The 17,807-nt window shown below is 70.3% G+C and carries 12 protein-coding genes; 6 read left to right on the top strand and 6 right to left on the bottom strand.

Translation table 11 applies throughout. The features are described from left to right. The first annotated feature begins 92 nt into the window (after positions 1-92). Both BO226_RS12675 and BO226_RS12670 read left to right on the top strand, forming a co-directional pair. Positions 93-3,419, top strand: a complete 3,327-nt coding sequence (locus tag BO226_RS12675; RefSeq protein WP_071936433.1) for an ATP-dependent helicase — start codon at positions 93-95, stop codon at positions 3,417-3,419. Beyond that, a complete protein-coding gene (locus BO226_RS12670) occupies positions 3,416-6,772 on the top strand; it encodes an ATP-dependent helicase (RefSeq protein ID WP_071935395.1) in 3,357 nt (1,118 codons plus the stop codon). The genes BO226_RS12675 and BO226_RS12670 overlap by 4 nt, the downstream gene beginning before the upstream one ends. 7 nt (positions 6,773-6,779) lie before the next feature. Here the strand turns inward: BO226_RS12670 and BO226_RS12665 are convergent, their stop codons facing one another. Together BO226_RS12665 and BO226_RS12660 are read right to left on the bottom strand one after the other, a co-directional pair. Then, positions 6,780-7,844, bottom strand: a complete 1,065-nt coding sequence (locus tag BO226_RS12665; RefSeq protein ID WP_071935394.1) for an NAD-dependent epimerase/dehydratase family protein — start codon at positions 7,842-7,844, stop codon at positions 6,780-6,782. Between the two features lie 49 nt (positions 7,845-7,893). After that, positions 7,894-8,283, bottom strand: coding sequence for a DoxX family protein (locus BO226_RS12660; RefSeq protein ID WP_033097208.1), 390 nt, complete (start codon positions 8,281-8,283; stop codon positions 7,894-7,896). A 121-nt stretch (positions 8,284-8,404) separates the two neighbouring features. On the opposite strand from BO226_RS12660, the gene BO226_RS12655 reads away from it, so the two are divergent. Continuing rightward, on the top strand, positions 8,405-9,493 hold the full coding sequence (locus BO226_RS12655) for a potassium channel family protein (protein ID WP_006550264.1): 1,089 nt from the start codon (positions 8,405-8,407) through the stop codon (positions 9,491-9,493). 9 nt (positions 9,494-9,502) lie between these two features. After that, positions 9,503-10,402, top strand: a complete 900-nt coding sequence (nudC, locus tag BO226_RS12650) for an NAD(+) diphosphatase (protein ID WP_071935393.1) — start codon at positions 9,503-9,505, stop codon at positions 10,400-10,402. A gap of 125 nt (positions 10,403-10,527) precedes the next feature. On the opposite strand, the gene BO226_RS12645 is transcribed toward nudC, so the two are convergent. Continuing rightward, positions 10,528-10,782, bottom strand: a complete 255-nt coding sequence (locus tag BO226_RS12645; protein ID WP_024101470.1) for a mycoredoxin — start codon at positions 10,780-10,782, stop codon at positions 10,528-10,530. A 109-nt stretch (positions 10,783-10,891) separates the two neighbouring features. Here BO226_RS12645 and BO226_RS12640 point away from each other — a divergent pair, with 109 nt between their 5' ends. Both BO226_RS12640 and BO226_RS12635 read left to right on the top strand, forming a co-directional pair. Next, complete coding sequence (locus BO226_RS12640; protein WP_071935392.1) at positions 10,892-13,036, top strand: ATP-dependent DNA helicase UvrD2; 2,145 nt, start codon at positions 10,892-10,894, stop codon at positions 13,034-13,036. Positions 13,037-13,697: 661 nt separating this feature from the next. Next, positions 13,698-14,024, top strand: coding sequence for a WhiB family transcriptional regulator (locus tag BO226_RS12635; RefSeq protein WP_228044579.1), 327 nt, complete (start codon positions 13,698-13,700; stop codon positions 14,022-14,024). Positions 14,025-14,043: 19 nt separating this feature from the next. Here BO226_RS12635 and BO226_RS12630 read toward each other — a convergent pair whose 3' ends face one another. The 3 genes from BO226_RS12630 to BO226_RS12620 all read right to left on the bottom strand — a co-directional run bounded on the left by BO226_RS12630 (position 14,044) and on the right by BO226_RS12620 (position 17,787). Then, positions 14,044-15,369 (bottom strand): ABC1 kinase family protein, encoded by a 1,326-nt coding sequence (locus BO226_RS12630; RefSeq protein WP_033097113.1) that lies wholly within the window; start codon positions 15,367-15,369, stop codon positions 14,044-14,046. Beyond that, positions 15,366-16,256 (bottom strand): TOMM precursor leader peptide-binding protein, encoded by an 891-nt coding sequence (locus BO226_RS12625; protein ID WP_071935391.1) that lies wholly within the window; start codon positions 16,254-16,256, stop codon positions 15,366-15,368. Before BO226_RS12625 ends, BO226_RS12630 begins: the two co-directional genes overlap by 4 nt. Before the next feature lie 85 nt (positions 16,257-16,341). Continuing rightward, entirely contained in the window at positions 16,342-17,787 is a 1,446-nt protein-coding gene (locus tag BO226_RS12620) for a zinc-dependent metalloprotease (RefSeq protein WP_071935390.1), read from the bottom strand. Positions 17,788-17,807: the final 20 nt, after the last annotated feature.

Raw genomic sequence — 17,807 nt, 5'->3', positions numbered from 1 at the left:
GGGATGGGGTCATGCTCGACGTCGATACCGGCATCCCCGACCTGCACCCACCACGGGCGCAGGTCACCGACCTGCCCGCCACCGTCTCGCGCATGTCCGAACCGCAGATCCCCGATCGCGTCCGCCGCCCGGCCGCGCGCCTCGTGCGCAGGTCCGCCGAGACGCCGGTGGCCCGCGAGTGGCCCGACGACGTGCGCGTGCTGTTCGACGACGCCCCGCCCTCCCTCCGCTGGCGGCCGTGGCAGGTCCTCGGCGGTCCCGGCACGGGCAAGACGTCCCTGCTGGTCGACCTCGCGGTCCACCGCATCGCCTCCGGCGCCGATCCCGAGTCGGTGCTCATCCTCACGCATTCGCGGCGGGCCGCCACCGCCGTGCGCGAGGCGATCACGGCCGGTCTGATCGCGCTCGGCGACGGGGCAGTGCCCCGCGCCACACGCGAGCCGCTCGTCCGTACCGTCCACTCCTACGCCTTCGCGGTGCTGCGGTTGCAGGCCTCGGCGCACGGCAATCCGCCGCCCCGTCTGATCACCGGCGCCGAACAGGACGCCGTGCTGCGCGAACTGCTGCGCGGCGACATCGATGACGGCGCCGGGATGTGGCCCGAGCGGTTGCGTCCGGCACTGGGCATGACGGGCTTCGCCGTCGAACTGCGCGACCTGATGTTGCGCGCCAACGAGCGCGGTCTCGGCCCGGAGGATCTGGTCGCGCTCGGGGAGCGCCGCAATCGGCCCGAATGGGTCGCGGCCGGGCGTTTCGCGGAGCGCTACGAGCAGGTGATGCTGCTTCGCGGTGCCGTCGGTCTCGAAGCTCCGGAGGCCACCGCTCCGGCACTCGACGCGGCCGAACTCGTCGGCGCGGCGCTCGCGGCGTTCGCGACCGATCCCGATCTGCTGGCCGCCGAGCGCGGCCGCATCCGCCACCTGCTCGTCGACGACGCCCAGCATCTCGATCCGCAGGCCGCCGACCTGGTCCGCGTGATCGGTACCGGCACCCGCACGAGCACGATCGCCGGCGACCCCGATCAGGCCGTCTTCGGCTTCCGCGGCGCCGACACCTCCTTCCTCGAGAGCCTCGGCGAGGCCGACGGATCGCGCCGCATCGTGTTGGGTGTCAACCATCGCGCCGCTCCCGAGGTGGCGTCCCTCGCCGACGGGATCACCCGCAGACTGCCGGGCCTGCCGCCGCACCGGGGTATGGCCGGGCACCGCGTCGAGGAGGGCGATCCGGGGCAGGTCCGCGTGGCGGTGTGCTCGTCGCAGGCCAAGGAGGCGGCACTGGTCGCCGACACCCTGCGCCGGTCCCATCTCGTCGACGGTGTGCCGTGGTCGCGCATGGCGATCGTTGTCCGGTCCGTGCCGCGGGTACTCGCGCCGCTGCGTCGCGCGCTGCTCGCGGCGGGCGTCCCGATGACGACCGCCGCCTCCGAACTCCCGCTGGCCCGCCAGCACAGCGTCGCGGGACTGCTGCTCGTGCTGCGCGCGGTATCCGACAGTGGCTTCGGCGGGGACGAAGCACTTGCCCTGCTGTCCGGGCCCATCGGCGGTGCCGAACCGGTCGCGCTGCGGAGACTGCGGCGTGGTCTGCGGCGGGTCGAGCTAGCATCGGGCAACGACCGCGACTCCGCCGAACTGCTGCGCATCCTGCTCACCGAGGGCGACGACACCGCCGGGAACTCGCATCTGATCCGCGGGCTGACCGACGTCGAGGCGGCACCGCTGAGGAAGGTGCTCGGTGTGCTGCGCAAGGCCCGCTCGGCGGCGCTGCGCGGGGGCGGTCTCGAGGACGTGCTGTGGGAGGCATGGCAGGCCACCGGACTCGAACGGCGATGGGCCGCCGCGTCGGCCTGGGGTGGGCCGATCGGGGCGCAGGCCGACCGCGATCTCGACGGCGTCGTGGCTCTGTTCGACGCCGCCGCCGACTACGTCGACCGTCTGCCCCGCGCACACATCGCCGGGTTCGTCGACTATCTCACCGAGCAGGAGATCCCTGCGACGGCTCGCACCCGTGTCGCCGCCGAATCCGAAGCGGTCACGGTCGTCAGCGCGCACTCCGCCGCCGGTCGCGAATGGGACGTCGTGGTGGTCGCCGGTGTCCAGGAAGGGCTGTGGCCGAGCCTGCGCGCCCGCGGCACCCTGCTCGGCATCGAGGCCCTGATCGACGCGGTCTCCGGTGCCGACGGCGGCGACGAGGCCGGTGCGCGGCTCTCCCGCACCGCACCGCTGCTCGCCGAGGAGCGGCGCCTGTTCCTGGTGGCGTGCAGTCGCGCCCGCACCCACCTTCTGGTGACCGCCGTCGATTCGGTGAGCGGCGACAGCGAACTGGTCCGGTCCCGTTTCGTCGACGAACTGCGCGGTGTCGGCACCGACGACCTCGACGCGTCCGACGACCTCCTGGCCGAACCGGTGCCCGACGAGGTCCGCACCCGCGTGCTGGCCCTGCCCGCCCTCGTCGCCGAACTGCGCAGCGTGGTCTGCGATCCCGAGATCGCCGAGACCGAACCCGAACGACAGCAGCGAGCCGCCCAGCAACTCGCGCGGCTCGCGCGCGCCGGGGTGCGCGGCGCCCACCCCGACGACTGGTACGGCACGGCCGATCCCAGCACCGCCGACCCGCTGTGGGATCCCGACGACGACGCGGTGCGATTGTCGCCGTCCACGGTCGAACAGCTCACGACGTGTCCGCTGCGGTGGATGTTCGAGCGCCACGGCGGTTCCGACGGCGAGAACAGCCATGCCGTCACCGGCACGCTGGTACATACCCTCGTCCAGGCGCTCGCCGGGCGGATCCCTCCCGACCGCATCGACCAGGCCCTCGAGAAGGCATGGGACTCGGTCGATCTGGGTGCCGAATGGTATGCCCGCCGCGAGCTCGAACGCACCCGCCGCATGCTCGACACCTTCTCGACGTGGCTGCAGGGCACACGCGGAGAGCTCACCGAGATCGGCGTCGAGATCAAGGTCGACGGCATCCTCGAACCCGATTCCGACGACAAGCCCCGCGTGCGGCTCCGTGGTCGCATCGACCGGCTCGAACGCGACGCCGAGGGCCGCCCGGTCGTCATCGACGTCAAGACCGCGAAGAACCCGGTGTCGAAGGACGCCGCGCGCGATCATGCCCAGCTCGCCGCCTACCAGGTGGCCGCGGCGGCCGGCGCGATCGAGGGCGAACCGGCATCGGAGCCCGGTGGCGCGCGCCTGGTCTTCGTGGCGAAGCCGCACAACAAGGAAGGCGCGACGCAGCGCGTGCAACCGCCCCTCGACGAGGACGGTCTCGCGCAGTGGCGGGAGATCATCCACGACGCGGCGGCCGCGACCCGTGGCCCCCGCTTCGTTGCGAGGGTCAACGACGGGTGCCGGCACTGCCCGGTGCTGTCGAGCTGCCCGGCACACGACGAAGGCAGGCAGGTGACAGGGGAATGAGTGCACCACGGGTGAGCGCGAAGCGCCTGGCGGAGGCACTGGGACAGTTACCGCCGACGACCGAGCAGGCCGCCGTCATCGAGGCCCCGCCCGGCCCGATGCTGGTCGTCGCCGGGGCCGGTGCCGGCAAGACCGAGACGATGGCCGCGCGGGTGGTGTGGCTCGTCGCCAACGGTCTCGTCGAACCCGAGCAGGTGCTGGGCCTGACCTTCACGCGTAAGGCCGCGCAGCAGCTCACGGCCCGCATCCGGGCGCGCCTGGCCAAGCTCGCCGGATCGGCGCTCCTGCGCGACCTCGATCCGAGCGGCGGGTTGCGCGCACGGATCCTCGGCAGCGAACCGGAGGTGAGCACATACCACGCATACGCCGGTCGCCTGCTCACCGAGCACGGTCTGCTGCTGCCCATCGAACCGTCGGCGACGCTGCTGTCCGAGACCGAGCTGTGGCAGGTCGCGCACCGCGTGGTGAGCTCGTGGGACGGCGAACTCGACACCGACCGCAATCCCGCATCGGTGACCGAGGCCGTTCTCGCCCTGTCCGGCCAGCTCTCCGAGCACCTCGTCGAGCCGGATCTGCTGCGCGACGCCCACGTCGAACTCGAACAGCTGGTGCACACCCTCCCGCCCGGCCCGGGGCAGCGCGGAGCACCGTCGAAGACGCTGCTCGGCTACCTCGAAACCCAGCACGCGCGGTTGCAGTTGCTTCCGCTCGTCGAACGGCTGTCCGAGACACTGCGCCGCGAAGGTGCTCTCGACTTCGGGAGCCAGATGTCGCTCGCCGCGCGGGTCGCCCGCGATCACCGCGAGGTGGGAGCCGGGGAGCGGGAACGATTCCGGGCTGTGCTGCTCGACGAGTACCAGGACACCGGACACGCCCAGCGCGTGTTGCTCGCCGCCCTGTTCGGCGGTGGCGCCGATCCCGGTCTCGCGGTCACCGCGGTCGGCGATCCCATGCAGTCCATCTACGGCTGGCGCGGCGCGTCGGCCGCCAACCTGCCGCGGTTCGCGACCGACTTCCCGGCGGCCGACGGCGAGCCGGCACCCACCCGCGAACTGCTCACCAGCTGGCGCAATCCGCCGCAGGCCCTCGAACTGGCGAACGTCTCGTCCGAACCTCTGCGCGATCGCGGGGTGTCGGTCAGCCGGTTGCGTCCCCGCCCCGACGCGGCCGCCGGCGACGTCCGCCTCGCGTTGCACTCCGACGTCGCGGTGGAACGCGACTGGGTCGCCGACCGGATCGCCGACGAGTACGCCGCCGCCCGCGAGGCCGGACGCACACCGCCGACCGCTGCGGTCCTCGTCCGACGCAACGCCGACGCCGCTCCGATCGCCGAGGCGCTGCGCGCCCGCGACCTTCCGGTCGAGGTCGTCGGCATCGGCGGGTTGCTGCACACGCCCGAAGTCGCCGACGTGCTCGCGATGCTGCGCCTGGCGGCGGATCCGCTGGCCGGGAGCGCAGCTGTGCGGGTGCTCACCGGCGCCCGCTGGCAGCTCGGTGCCGCCGACCTGAAGGCACTGTGGGAGCGCGCCCAGGAACTGGCCATCGCGGGACGCTGGGGTGTCGCCGGTGCGGTGACCGATCCCGACGCGCTCGAGGACGCCCTCGATTCGGCGCTGCCCGGTGAATATGCCGACCAGGCCGGTCTCGCTGATGCGATCTCCGATCCCGGCGACAGCAGCCGCTATTCGAAGTTCGGCTACGCGCGCATCGTCGCGCTCGGTCGCGAGCTGACCTCCCTGCGCGAGCGGCTCGGCCAGCCGCTCACCGAACTCGTCGCCGAGGTCGAGCGTGTGCTCGGTATCGGCATCGAGACCGAGGCCCGCGTGGGCCGCCGACGCGGTGTCGCCGGCCGCGAGCATCTCGACGCCTTCGCCTCGGTCGTCGCGTCCTACGCGGGGCGGACCAACGCGACCCTGCCCGGTTTGCTGTCCTATCTCGCGGCGGCGGAGGAGATCGAGCAGGGGCTCGCGCCCGGTGAGGTGGAAGTCGACCCCGACCGCGTGCAGGTTCTCACCGTCCACTCCGCGAAAGGCCTCGAATGGGAGGTCGTCGCCGTCCCACATGTCGCTGCCGGGGTCTTCCCATCCTCCACCGCCGCCGCGACCTGGCTCGGTTCGACGACCGAACTTCCCCCGCACTTGCGGGGCGACCGGGTGCTGCCCGCCGACGATCCGGGCAGCACCGACGGTGTGCCCGTGCTCGAGCTCGACGACCTCTCCGATCGCAAGATGCTCGAGCGGGCCATCGACTCCCACAAGGACGCGCTCAAGCGCCGCAAGCTCGACGAGGACCGTCGGCTGTTCTACGTCGCTCTCACCCGCACCGAACGAACACTGTTCGTCTCCGCCCACCACTGGGCAGACACCGGATCCGAACCGAAGGGACCCTCGCAGTTCCTCGAGGAACTGCACGAGATCGTCACGGCCCGGCCCGAACTCGGTGCGATCGACCACTGGGCTCCGGAACCCGAACCGGAGGAGGAGAACCCGCTCACGGCCTCACCGCGCAGCGCACTGTGGCCGCGCGACCCGCTCGGTGCCCGGCGCACCGAGGTCGAACGCGGCGCGGCACTGGTCCTCGCCGAGTTCGACCGGACCGACCTCCCGACCGAATACGACGACGATCCCGACGAGTGGGCCACCGACGTCGATGCGCTCCTGGCCGAACGCGAACAGCGCGCCGAGCAGAGCGCCGAGGTGGTGCTGCCCGCACAGCTGTCAGTCAGCCAACTCGTCGATCTCGCCACCGATCCCGACGCCCTCGCCGCGCGTCTGCGTCGTCCGTTGCCGTTCCGGCCCAATCCGCTCGCGCGTCGCGGCACCGCCTTCCACGCGTGGCTCGAGCGCAGATTCGGCGCGACGCGCCTGCTCGACCTCGACGAGCTTCCCGGTGCCGACGACGAGGACGGCGACGATTCGCACTTCGACCGGCTCCAGGAGGCATTCCTGCGGTCGAAGTGGGCGTCGCGCAACCCCGTCGAGGTCGAGGTGCCGTTCGAAACGGCCCTGGGCGGCACCGTGATCCGCGGACGTATCGACGCCGTCTTCGAGGATCCGGACGGCGGTTGGACGGTCATCGACTGGAAGACCGGCGCCGAACCGGAAGGCGAGAAGCTCGCCGCGGTGGGTGTGCAGCTCGCCGCCTACCGGCTCGCCTGGGCCCAGTTGATGGCAGCGCGGACCGAGCGGCTCACCGGCCGACCGGCCGAACTGCCGCTGCACAAGGTCCGAGCGGCCTTCCACTACGTCCGCACCGGACGCACCGTCGCGCCCGAGGAACTGCCGAATGCGGCGATGCTCGAACGCCTCGTGCTCGAGGCGGGGAATCTGCGAGGGCGTGCCGACGGCGAGTGACGCAACCTCAGGGGCGCTGCCCGATACCGGTGGCCACTTCGTGTGCCCGGCGTCCGGCGGTATCGGGTGCAAGGGGAGCGGTGGGCATCCCGGCTCCCTCCCGCAGTCCCGACAGGAATTCCTCGAGGATCTCGGGCGGCGAATACTGCGGTTCCCAGCCCAGTTCTGTGCGGGCGCGCGTGCTGTCGAGCAATGGAAGTTGCAGCACGGTATCGAGCAGGCCGGGGGAGGCCGGAACGAGATGCGCGTGCCAGGCCGCCCGCACGGCCTTGCGGAGTGCTGCACGCGGTACGGGGATCTTCCTGGCGGAGAACATCTCTGCCAGGAACGCGCCGTCCACGGGCGGTTCCGTGGCGAGGTTGAACGCGCCGCGGACGGGCCGGACGGTCGCACGGACGAAGGCGTCGGCCACGTCGCTCGTGTGCAGTACCTGGGCACGCAGATCCTCGACCAGCGGCATCACGGGGAGCAGTCCGCTGCGCAGCAGGTTTCCCGGGAGCAGGGGGCCGACGAACAGGCGTCGCTGTGAGGTCGCCGATTCGCGCTTGAAGAGGAAGTAGGGCCGCATCCGTACGATGCGCATCTCCGGCGCCCGCAGTTCGAGGGTGTCGAGAAAACGTTCCAGATACGACTTCTCGCGGGGATAGGCGGCACCCGGCCACCCGTGCGTGGGCCAGTCCTCGGTGACGCGATCCGTCGAGCGTCCGGGCGAATAGGCCGCGACCGACGACGAGTAGATCAGCGCGGGAACCTTCTCCGCGGCAGCCGCCTCGAAGACAGAGATCGCGCCGAGCACATTGTTCTCCCAGGTCACCTCCGGGCGGTGCGTGGGTTGGAACAGCCAGGACAGGTGGATCACCGCGTCCGCGCCCCGCACGATGGGGCGGAAGTCGTCGGTGGTGGTGTCGGCGACCGTGAAGGTCGCCTTGGGGGACGTCCATTCCGTCGGTCGTCGCGCGACGCCGGCGATCTCGGCGACGTCGGGTTCGCGTCCGAGCGCCTCGACGATCCCGGTTCCCAGATTTCCGGTCGCGCCGACGACGACCACCTTCAGACCACGTGCGGTGTCCATACCGACGCATACCCGCTCGCTGTGACCTCACTCACCGCGTATGGTCAGCTCAGCGGGAGGATGTGCGGCGGACCTTCAGTGCCTCGGTGACGAGCGGGACCTGCAGCGGGAGCCGGGCGAGCGACACCGCCTTGGCGGCGGGGGAGAGCTTCGGGCTGCGCAGCCACGTCACGGCCATCTGCACGTTGGCGGGGAAGACCGCCAGGAACAGCGCCGCGGCCAGGGAACCGCCGAGGCGCCGGGTGCGCGGCACGGCGAGCGCGCCGGCGACGGCGATCTCCGCGACCCCCGAGGCGTAGGTGTAGGTGCGGGCATCACCCGGCAGGGCGCGGGGCACCATGCCGTCGAACGGTTCCGGTCGCACGAAGTGCAGGACCCCCACGCCGAGAAGTAGACCTGCCAGCCGGATCGCAGAGCGCTGCGACGCTTTCGTGGACATGCGTGCCACACTAGCGCGCGGCGGTACGCTGCGATCCGGTATCGGGCGCAGTTCGTTCGGTACCGCGACGACCGAGGGTGGCCACCAGTGGGGGCCGACAGCAGGAAGGTGGGACACCGCGATGCCCGGGAGGTTGCGTGCGCGGTTCAGCCGCTCCGATCAGCTCACCGAGCGCCCCGACTTCGCGCTCGTCGGTGTGCTGCGCGTACCCCAGGAACAGACGAGTCCCGGACTCGCGATCGCGCGTCGCATCGGCTACGCGTTCGCGGCGCTGTTCCTCGCGGTCGTCGTGGTCTACCTCGATCGCGATGGCTACCGCGACGCCCAGGGCGACGAACTGTCGCTGCTGGACTGCGTCTACTACGCCACGGTCTCGCTCTCGACCACCGGCTACGGCGACATCACCCCGTTCACACCCGAAGCGCGCCTGATCAACATCTTGCTGATCACCCCGCTCCGGGTGTTCTTCCTCATCGTGCTCGTCGGTACCACTCTGTCGGCACTGACCGAGAGTTCCCGGCAAGCATTCAAGATCCAGCGTTGGAGGCGCCGCGTGCGTAATCACACCGTCGTCATCGGTTACGGCACCAAGGGCCGTACCGCAGTCGACGCGATGCTCGGCGACGGGGTACCCCCGTCCGAGATCGTCGTGGTCGACACCGATCCGGTGGTTCTCGAGTCCGCGGCCGGCCAGGGCCTCGTGACGGTCCAGGGTTCGGCGACGAAGTCCGATGTGCTCCGGCTCGCCGGGGTGCAGCACGCGTCGGCGGTGATCGTCGCCGCGAACCGCGACGACACCGCGGTGCTCGTGACCCTCAGCGCCCGCGAGATCGCCCCGCGCGCGAAGATCGTCGCCGCCATCCGCGAGTCGGAGAACACCCACCTGCTGCGTCAGTCCGGTGCCGACTCGGTGGTCATCTCGTCGGAGACGGCGGGGCGACTGCTCGGCATCGCCACGACCACGCCGAACGTTGTCGAGATGATCGAGGACCTGCTCACCCCGGAAGCCGGGTTCGCCATCACCGAACGCGATGTCGACCCCAGCGAGGTCGGGGGATCCCCGCGGCATCTCAAGGACATCGTGCTCGCCGTCGTCCGCGACGGGCGGATGTGGCGGATCGGTTCGCCCGAGGTCGACGCGCTCGAAGCGAACGACAAACTGCTCTACATCCGGCTGGTGGGTTCGTCGCCGGGCGCCATGCGTGGCTAGGGTGCTGATGTGACCGGTTTCGCTCTGTCGGGTACCCCGCTGCTCTCACGTACCGTCGTCGACCGGGCGGAGGAACTGCGTTCGGACGAGGACGCCCTGCGCGCCGGCTGGGCCGGTGCGAAACTCCTGCGGGTCGATCGTCGCAACCAGGTCCGTGTCTCCGACAACGCGCTCGTGCTCGGTGAGGCGTCCGAACTCGGTCCCGAACCGGTCGAGGGCGCGATCTTCCTGGGTATCCGCGACGGACACCACGTCTGGGCGTCTCGCGTCCTGGCGCAGACGGGCACGGTGGCCGATCTGCGGCACATCGGCGAGCGTCTCGACGATGCCGACGCCGATCTGATGGTCAGCGCGGTCGCGTTGCTGAACTGGCACGACAACGCCGGCTACAGCGCGGTCGACGGCTCGCCCACCCGTCCGACGATGTCCGGCTGGTCGCGGATCAGCACCGAGACCGGACACCAGGAGTTCCCTCGCACCGACCCGGCGATCATCTGCCTCGTACACGACGGACACGACCGGGTGCTGCTCGCCCGGCAACCGGTGTGGCCCGAGCGGCGCTTCTCCGTTCTCGCAGGCTTCGTCGAAGCCGGTGAGTCGCTCGAATCGTGCGTGGTGCGGGAGATCCGTGAAGAGGTCGGTGTCGAGGTGCGCGACGTGCGGTATCTCGGCAGTCAGCCCTGGCCGTTCCCTCGATCGCTCATGCTCGGATTCGCGGCGATCGCCGATCCCGAGCAGGCGCTGGACTTCCGCGACGGGGAGATCACCGAGGCGCGGTGGTTCACTCGTGACGAGGTCCGTGCGGCGCTGGCGACTGGCGACTGGGCGTCCGCCGAGGACGCCCCGCTGTTGTTGCCCGGTTCGATCTCCATTGCGCGCGGGATGCTCGAGGGCTGGGCCAAGGAGTAGCAGGCCGTGCGGTAGAGGGCACTGCGGTAGAGGGCACTGCGGTAGAGGCACAGGATCGAGTCGGGCCCGGATACGGGGGAGGCCGGCCGCGACGAACGCGACCGGCCTTACCGGAAGAGCGGGAGCTACAGACCCAGAGCGCGCTGGACCTCGGCGAGCGACGGGTTGGTCGCGGTGCTGCCGTCGGCGAACTTGACGGTGGGCACCACGTGGTTGCCGTTGTTGACGCTGCCGACGAACTCCGCGGCGGCCGGATCCGACTCGATGTCGATCTCGGCGTATGGGATGCCGTTCTGGTCGAGCTGGGTCTTCAGCCGCCTGCAGTAACCGCACCAGGTGGTGGAGTAGACGGTGAGGGCGGGTGCGTCGGTGGGCGTCATGTCTTCGAGAACATCACAGCCGCCGAACATGTTCCGCGGCGGGGTGAGCTGTGGTCCTCACCACACCGGGTGATCTCACCGGTGGGCTGCGCTGTCGGCGGTCGCTGTCATGATGGAGGCCATGTGTGCGGATGTGGTGGACGGTCTCGACCCCGAGCAGGCAGCAGCGGTGCTCGCCCCACGCGGGCCGGTCTGCGTGCTCGCCGGCGCCGGTACCGGCAAGACCCGCACGATCACCCGCCGCATCGCCCATCTCGTCTCGGCCGGTCACGTCTCCGCGAGCCAAGTCCTCGCCGTCACCTTCACCGCCCGCGCGGCAGGGGAGATGCGTTCCCGCCTACGCGCCCTGGGCATCGGTGGCGACGGTACGCAGGTGCAGGCCCGCACCTTCCACGCCGCTGCGCTGCGGCAGCTGCGGTACTTCTGGCCGCAGGTGGTCGGCGACACACCCTGGCAACTGCTCGATCGCAAGTTCGCGGCGGTCTCGCAGGCGGCGCACCGGTGCGGCTTCCCGACCGACACCGACACCGTGCGCGACCTGCTGTCCGAGATCGAATGGTCCAAGGGCACGCTCGTCGCGCCCGAGGACTATCCCGCCGCGGCCGCCCGCGCCCACCGCACCCCACCGGCCGATCCCGAGCGGGTCGCGCGTGTCTACGAGACGTACGAGCAGCTCAAGACCCGGTCGGGCGACGGGATGTATCTCGACTTCGACGACCTGCTGCTGCACACCGCCGCGGCCCTCGAGGACAACCTCGCGGTGGCCGAGGAGTTCCGCGACCGCTACCGCTGCTTCGTCGTCGACGAGTACCAGGACGTCACGCCGCTGCAGCAGCGCGTGCTCGACGCGTGGCTCGGCGCGCGCGACGACCTCACGGTGGTCGGCGACGCCAACCAGACCATCTACTCGTTCACGGGCGCCACCCCGAAGCACCTGCTCGACTTCTCCCGCCGGTTCCCCGACGCCACGGTCGTGCGCCTCGAACGCGACTACCGCTCCACGCCGGAGGTGGTCGACCTCGCCAACCGCGTGATCGGTGCGGCGCGGGGCCGCATCGCCGGCACCCGGCTCCAGCTCATCGGTCAGCGTCCGTCCGGGCCGGAGCCCACCTTCGCCGAGTTCGACGACGAACCCGCCGAAGCGCAGGCGGTCGCCAAGGCCGTCGCGAAGCTGATGGGCAAGGGGGTCCCGGCGGCCGAGATCGCGGTGCTCTACCGCATCAACGCCCAGTCCGAGGCCTACGAGCAGGCGTTCACGCAGGCGGGTATCCCGTACCAGGTGCGCGGCGGTGAAGGTTTCTTCAACCGCGCGGAGGTCCGGCAGGCGGTCAACGCCCTGCGTCAGGTGGGTACGCGCGACGACCTGCCGGAGGATGCCGGTCGCAGTGCCGGGCTGCGCAGTCTCGTCCGGGCCACCTTGGTGCCGCTGGGCCTGACCGACACCGAACCGGTGGGTGCGCAGGCACGCGAGCGCTGGGCGTCGCTCGTCGCGCTCGTGCAGCTCACCGAGGAACTGCTCGAGCACGAACCCGATCTCGATCTGCAGGGTCTGTTGCGCGATCTCGCGGCCCGTGCCGAGGCGCGCCAGCCACCGACGGTCCAGGGCGTCACCCTCGCGTCGCTGCATGCGGCGAAGGGCCTCGAATGGGACGCCGTCTTCCTCGTCGGACTCACCGACGGCACCCTGCCGATCACTCATGTCACCGGCGACAAGGACACACCGCCCGACGAGGCCGGCATCGAGGAGGAACGGCGGCTGCTCTATGTCGGTGTCACCCGAGCCCGTGTGCACCTGCAACTGTCGTGGGCGTTGTCCCGCACGGCGGGCGGACGTCGGTCGCGGCGACGCTCTCGATTCCTTCACGGGCTCATCCCCGACAGTTCACCCGCGTCGAAGATCGCCGAACCGTCCTCCCCGCGGAAGAAGCGCCCGCAATGCCGCGTCTGTGGCAAGCCGCTCATGGGAACCACCTCGACCATGCTCGGCCGCTGCGAGGGTTGCCCATCCGATCTCGACGAGAATCTGCTGGTCGCGCTCAAGGAATGGCGCCGGGAGCGTTCGAAGGAGATGAAGGTTCCGGCCTACGTCGTCTTCAGCGACAACACCCTCGTCGCGATCGCCGAACAGCAGCCGCGCGACGATCGTGCGCTGGTCGCCATCCCGGGGATCGGGGCGAAGAAGCTCGAGCAGTACGGTGCCGACGTGCTCGCCCTCGTGCGGGGGGAGCGCACCGTCGACACCCTCGACCTCTGACGACTACCCGACCGTGTTCATTCGGCGCACAGGCAGAAGTAGTGCCCGGCCGGTCGCGGAACACCCGGAAGGTGCTTTTGTTCGAGCCGTCGTCGGCGCGCAACGCATCGAGCCCGAGGACGAGGCGTTCGGCCTCGTCGAGGTCGGGCAGGAGTCTCGTGGTCGCGAGGGACATGCCCTCCGACTTTGGTGCGGGGACGAAGAACGCGGCACGAAACCGCAGGTAGAAAATAACTTGTGCCGATCGTGCTCACGAATCTAGTCTGGATGACGATGTCACGGGAGACGGTCCGTGCGCGACGAGAAAGTGAGGTGGCCCCGATGCTCGGTTTCGATGCTTTTGCAGCGGCAGCGGCCCCTCGTGTCGCTGGGGCCGCCGCTACCACTCGCACCGCCACATCTGTGGCACCCGCAGTGGCAGCCGCGCCGCGTGCACGCCGACGTGTGCACGCCGCCGCCGTCTCGTCCGTGGTCGGAAGTCGATCGGGAACTGTTTCCCGGTAGACCTTTCGTCTCCTCCAGGCCACGGACCCCGCCCAGCGGACCGTGGCCTTTCTCGTTCTCCGGCCGGGTTCGCATCGCATTCCACCGAACCAACGAAGGAGCTCACGTGCCGAGCGAATACCCGTCGAGCCTGCCGAACCGAACGGAAGGAGACGAGATGCGTTGTACCGACATCCTGTCGCGCAGCGACACTTTCGCGGTCTCCCGCAACGACCGCGACCGCGACACCCTGCCGTGCCACGACAACGACCCCGACCTCTGGTTCGCTGAGACCCCGGCCGATCTCGAGTACGCCAAGACGCTGTGTGCGGGCTGCCCGGTGCGTGCCCAGTGTCTCGACGCCGCTCTCGAGCGGGAGGAACCCTGGGGCGTGTGGGGCGGGGAGATCATCGACCGTGGTGTCGTCGTGGCCCGCAAGCGGCCGCGGGGCCGGCCGCGGAAGAATCCGCTGCCCGAACCCCGCAAGGAACTGGTCTGTGCGTGAATACGGTTGCCCGGCTTCGTCACTCCTCGACGAAGCCGGGTAGCCATTCACTGAGGATGCGCATGTACGGCGCCTCGGCGTCGAGCTGAGCGCAGATGCCGACCGAGCCGAGCAGCACCCGGAACACACTCACGTACTCGGGCGGAAGATTCAGCGTCCGAGCCGTCTTGAAGGTCGAACTCGAGAAGTCCGTGGCCGTGCCCGCCACCCGCTGCAGCCATGTGCGGGTGAAGTGGAACGACTCGGTGTGGATCGGGTCGGTGAACGGCCGGAGGTAGTCGGCGATCTCCTCGTCGGTGACCGTGCGGCCGGGCAGGACGAACTTGTTGTCGTAGAGCAGCCGGGTGAGTTCGTCGAAACGTTCCTCGAGGGCGAGTCGGACCATCCGTCCGAGCACCGGCGGGAAGCCGTCGGGCATCGACGCCGTGGCCCCGAAGTCGATGACTCCGAGACGGCCGTCGTCGAGAAGCATGAAATTGCCCGGATGCGGGTCGCTGTGGAGCAGACCGGCGCGCGCGGGCGAACAGAAGTGGAACTCCGCGAGCAGCGCACCGGCCCGGTTGCGCTGCTCCCGCGTGCCACCGCTGATGATCACAGACAGCGGAGTGGCCGAAAGCCATTCGGTCACGACGACTTTCGGGGCGCTCGCGACGACACGCGGGATCACGAACTTCTCGTCGCCGGCGAAGGCCTTCGCGAAGGCTCGCTGGTTGTCGGCCTCGATCCGGTAGTCGAGCTCTTCCTCGGTGCGTGCGGACAACTCGTCGAGCAGCGCACGCACATCGGCACCCGGCATCATCGTGGCGAACAATCCGGCGAACCGGGACAGCGTGCGCATGTCGGCGCGCAGAGCCTCGTCGGCGCCCGGGTACTGGACCTTCACCGCGACCTCGCGTCCGTCCGACCACACGGCCCGGTGCACCTGGCCGATACTGGCCGACGCGACGGGCACGTCGTCGAACGACTCGAAGCGCTCACGCCACTTCGTGCCGAGTTGCTGGTCGAGCACGCGGTGCACGGCTTGGGCGGGCAGTGGAGGGGCCTCCGCCTGCAGTTTGGTGAGCGCCTCCCGATACGGCTCGGCGAACTCCTCCGGGACGGCGGCTTCCATCACGCTCAGGGCCTGGCCGAACTTCATGGCGCCGCCCTTGAGTTCGCCCAACACACTGAACAACTGTTCGGCGGCCTTCGCCGTCATCTCGGCGTCGATCTCCTCCCGATCTCCACCGGCGAGTCGACGGCCGAAACCGACAGCGGCGCGCCCGGCGATTCCCAGAGGAATGCTCGCGAGCTTGGCAGTGCGGGACGAGCTTCTGCGAGGGATGTCTGGCACGCCCCCCATCATGCCTGACCGACCCGAGCGATGGCCGAGCAGTCGCACCGGGGGTGACGGAACCATCGGCGCGTGACGATGCGGTGGGTTCGCAGGTCCAGTTCGAGTGTGCGGTCGACCGCCGGGGTCACGGACGGATCTGCGGAGAGGAACGCCTCGATCTGGCCGACGGCCATCGCCGCGGTCGCCGACGTCACCGCCCTGCCGGCGTGGCCCTGCCGCCCGTACAGCTGACTCGCCAGTCGCGGCCAGGACGGATCGAGATCGGCCCGCACGAGATCGGCGCAGCGCAGACAACTGCTCCGGCCGGGGAGTACGAGCGGGCCGACGATGCCGCGTCCGTCCCTGATCCGCACCGCGAGATGGGGGATACCGGCCCGCACGAGCATGTTCACGAGATGGGGGTCGGGCACCTGCCCGTCGGCGAGGACGACACAGTCGGCCGGGTCCTGCAGTTCGTCACCGGACGACGAGCGCACCCACCGCACATCCCATACCGGGAGATCCTCGACGATCGCCGAAGCGAGCGGACCCGAGCCGTGGACCCGCACCCGCCGCGGTCGCGCCGGACCGGGCGACGCGGGGACCTGCCGGACCGCACCCGTCGCGGTGAGCTCATCGAGCACCTGCCGGACCCGTCCGGACGGAAGCCCGCGCTCGGCTGCGACGTCCAGCACCTCGTCGAGGGTGAGCCGGCCGTCGAGCAGTCGGACGAGAACGCCGAGGTCGAAGCTGTCCATGCCCTGGGGTGGCAGGACGACGGTCGCGGTGCTGGGACCCCAGCCGAGCTGGAGCGAGCCGTCGGACCGCTCGAGCACGGCCAGTTCCGGATCGACCCGGAGAACTGCAGCCTCGGCCGGCGCGGGATTCGTGGTCGTCTCGCGCGATGCGGTGATCATGGAGACAGACTGACAGTATCCGCGCCCGTGGACGGCTCACGAGGAGCAGTTTGTCCACAGGCGCGGGTGCCTCTATCGGGTCGTTCTAGGAGGTGCTGTCGTCCCCGGGCCGGTCCTCGCCGGATCCGTCCTCGGCCGCGCGATCCCGTTCGGCCTGCTCACGTTCCATGGTCGCCTGAAGCTGGGCGATCGGATCCTCGAAGGCTCCGGTGCCACCGCCGATCACACGATCGACGAAGGCCGTCGGGTTGTCGAGATCCGACGAGTCCGGCAGCAGGTCGGGATGCGCCCACACATGGTCGCGGGCCTCGGTGCCGGCGTCGGTGGTGAGGCGTCGCCACAGCGCAGCGGCCTCGCGCACCTTCCGGGGCCGGAGCTCGAGGCCGACGAGCGTAGCGAAGGTCTGCTCGGCCGGTCCGCCCGTGGCGCGGCGACGGCGCAGGGTCTCGGTGAGGGCCGAGGCACCCGGGAGCCGCTCGCCGAGCGCGTCGGCGACGACCGTCTCGACCCAGCCCTCGACGAGCGCGAGCATCGTCTCGAGTCGTTCGAGTGCGGCCTTCTGCTCCGGGGTGGTCTGGGGTTCGAACGCGCCCTGCTTGAGGATTTCCTCGAGCTTGGACGGGTCGGTGAGTGCCGACGGGTCGAGTCCCTGGGCGAGATCCTCGATCGACGACATGTCCATGCGGATGCCGCGTGCGTACTCCTCGACGGTCGCCAGCATCCGCTGACGCAGCCACGGCACGTGGCTGTAGAGGCGCTGGTGGGCGGCCTCGCGTGCGGCGAGGAAGACGAGCACCTCCTGAGCGGGCTGCTCGAGTCCTTCACCGAAGCTCTCGACCGCGGCCGGCAGGAGAGCGGCGGTGCCCTCCGGGCCGAGGGGGAGACCGATATCGGTGGAGGTGAGCACTTCCTTCGACAACTGGCCGAGGGCCTGGCCGAGCTGGGAGCCGAAAGCAGCCCCACCCATCTGCGAGAACATCCCGAGCATGGGCCCGGCCATCGCACGGGCCTCCTCGGGCAGACCGTTCAGCATCATGCCGTTGACCTGCTCGGCGATCGGATCGCACAGGCGCTTCCACGTCTCGAGGGTGTTGTCGAGCCAGTCGACGGGCGTCCACGCCACGACCTTCGACGCACCCGCGGGCAGCGTGGTGGCCGCGTCGAGCCACAGTTCCGCGAGGCGCGCGGCGTCCGTCACGGCGTCGGCGGTACGGGGCGAGACCGGGTCGACGGACCCGATCTGCTGACGTGCGAGCTTCGTCGCGATGTCGTAGTTGACCGGACCCGAGCCGCCGCCGGAACCCATGGCGCTGCCCATACCGGCGAGCATCTGGCCGAACTGGCTGAGCATCTGACCGAACTGCGCGGGATCGAAGCCCTGACCGCCGAACGGGTTGTCGCCCCCACCGCTGCCGGGGAGTCCGAATCCGAAGGGCATGCCGCCACCGGCTCCGCCGCTACCGGAACCCTCGTCCTTCCTACGGTCGGGGTCGTCGTCGGGATTCGAGAATCCGAAGGGCGTGTCGCTCATGTATCCAACGGTACAAGGCG

Source organism: Rhodococcus sp. 2G, from assembly GCF_001886355.1.
GTDB lineage: Bacteria > Actinomycetota > Actinomycetes > Mycobacteriales > Mycobacteriaceae > Rhodococcus > Rhodococcus pyridinivorans.
Note: the sequence above shows the minus strand (reverse complement) of the source record. Positions and strands in the feature narration are given on the sequence as shown.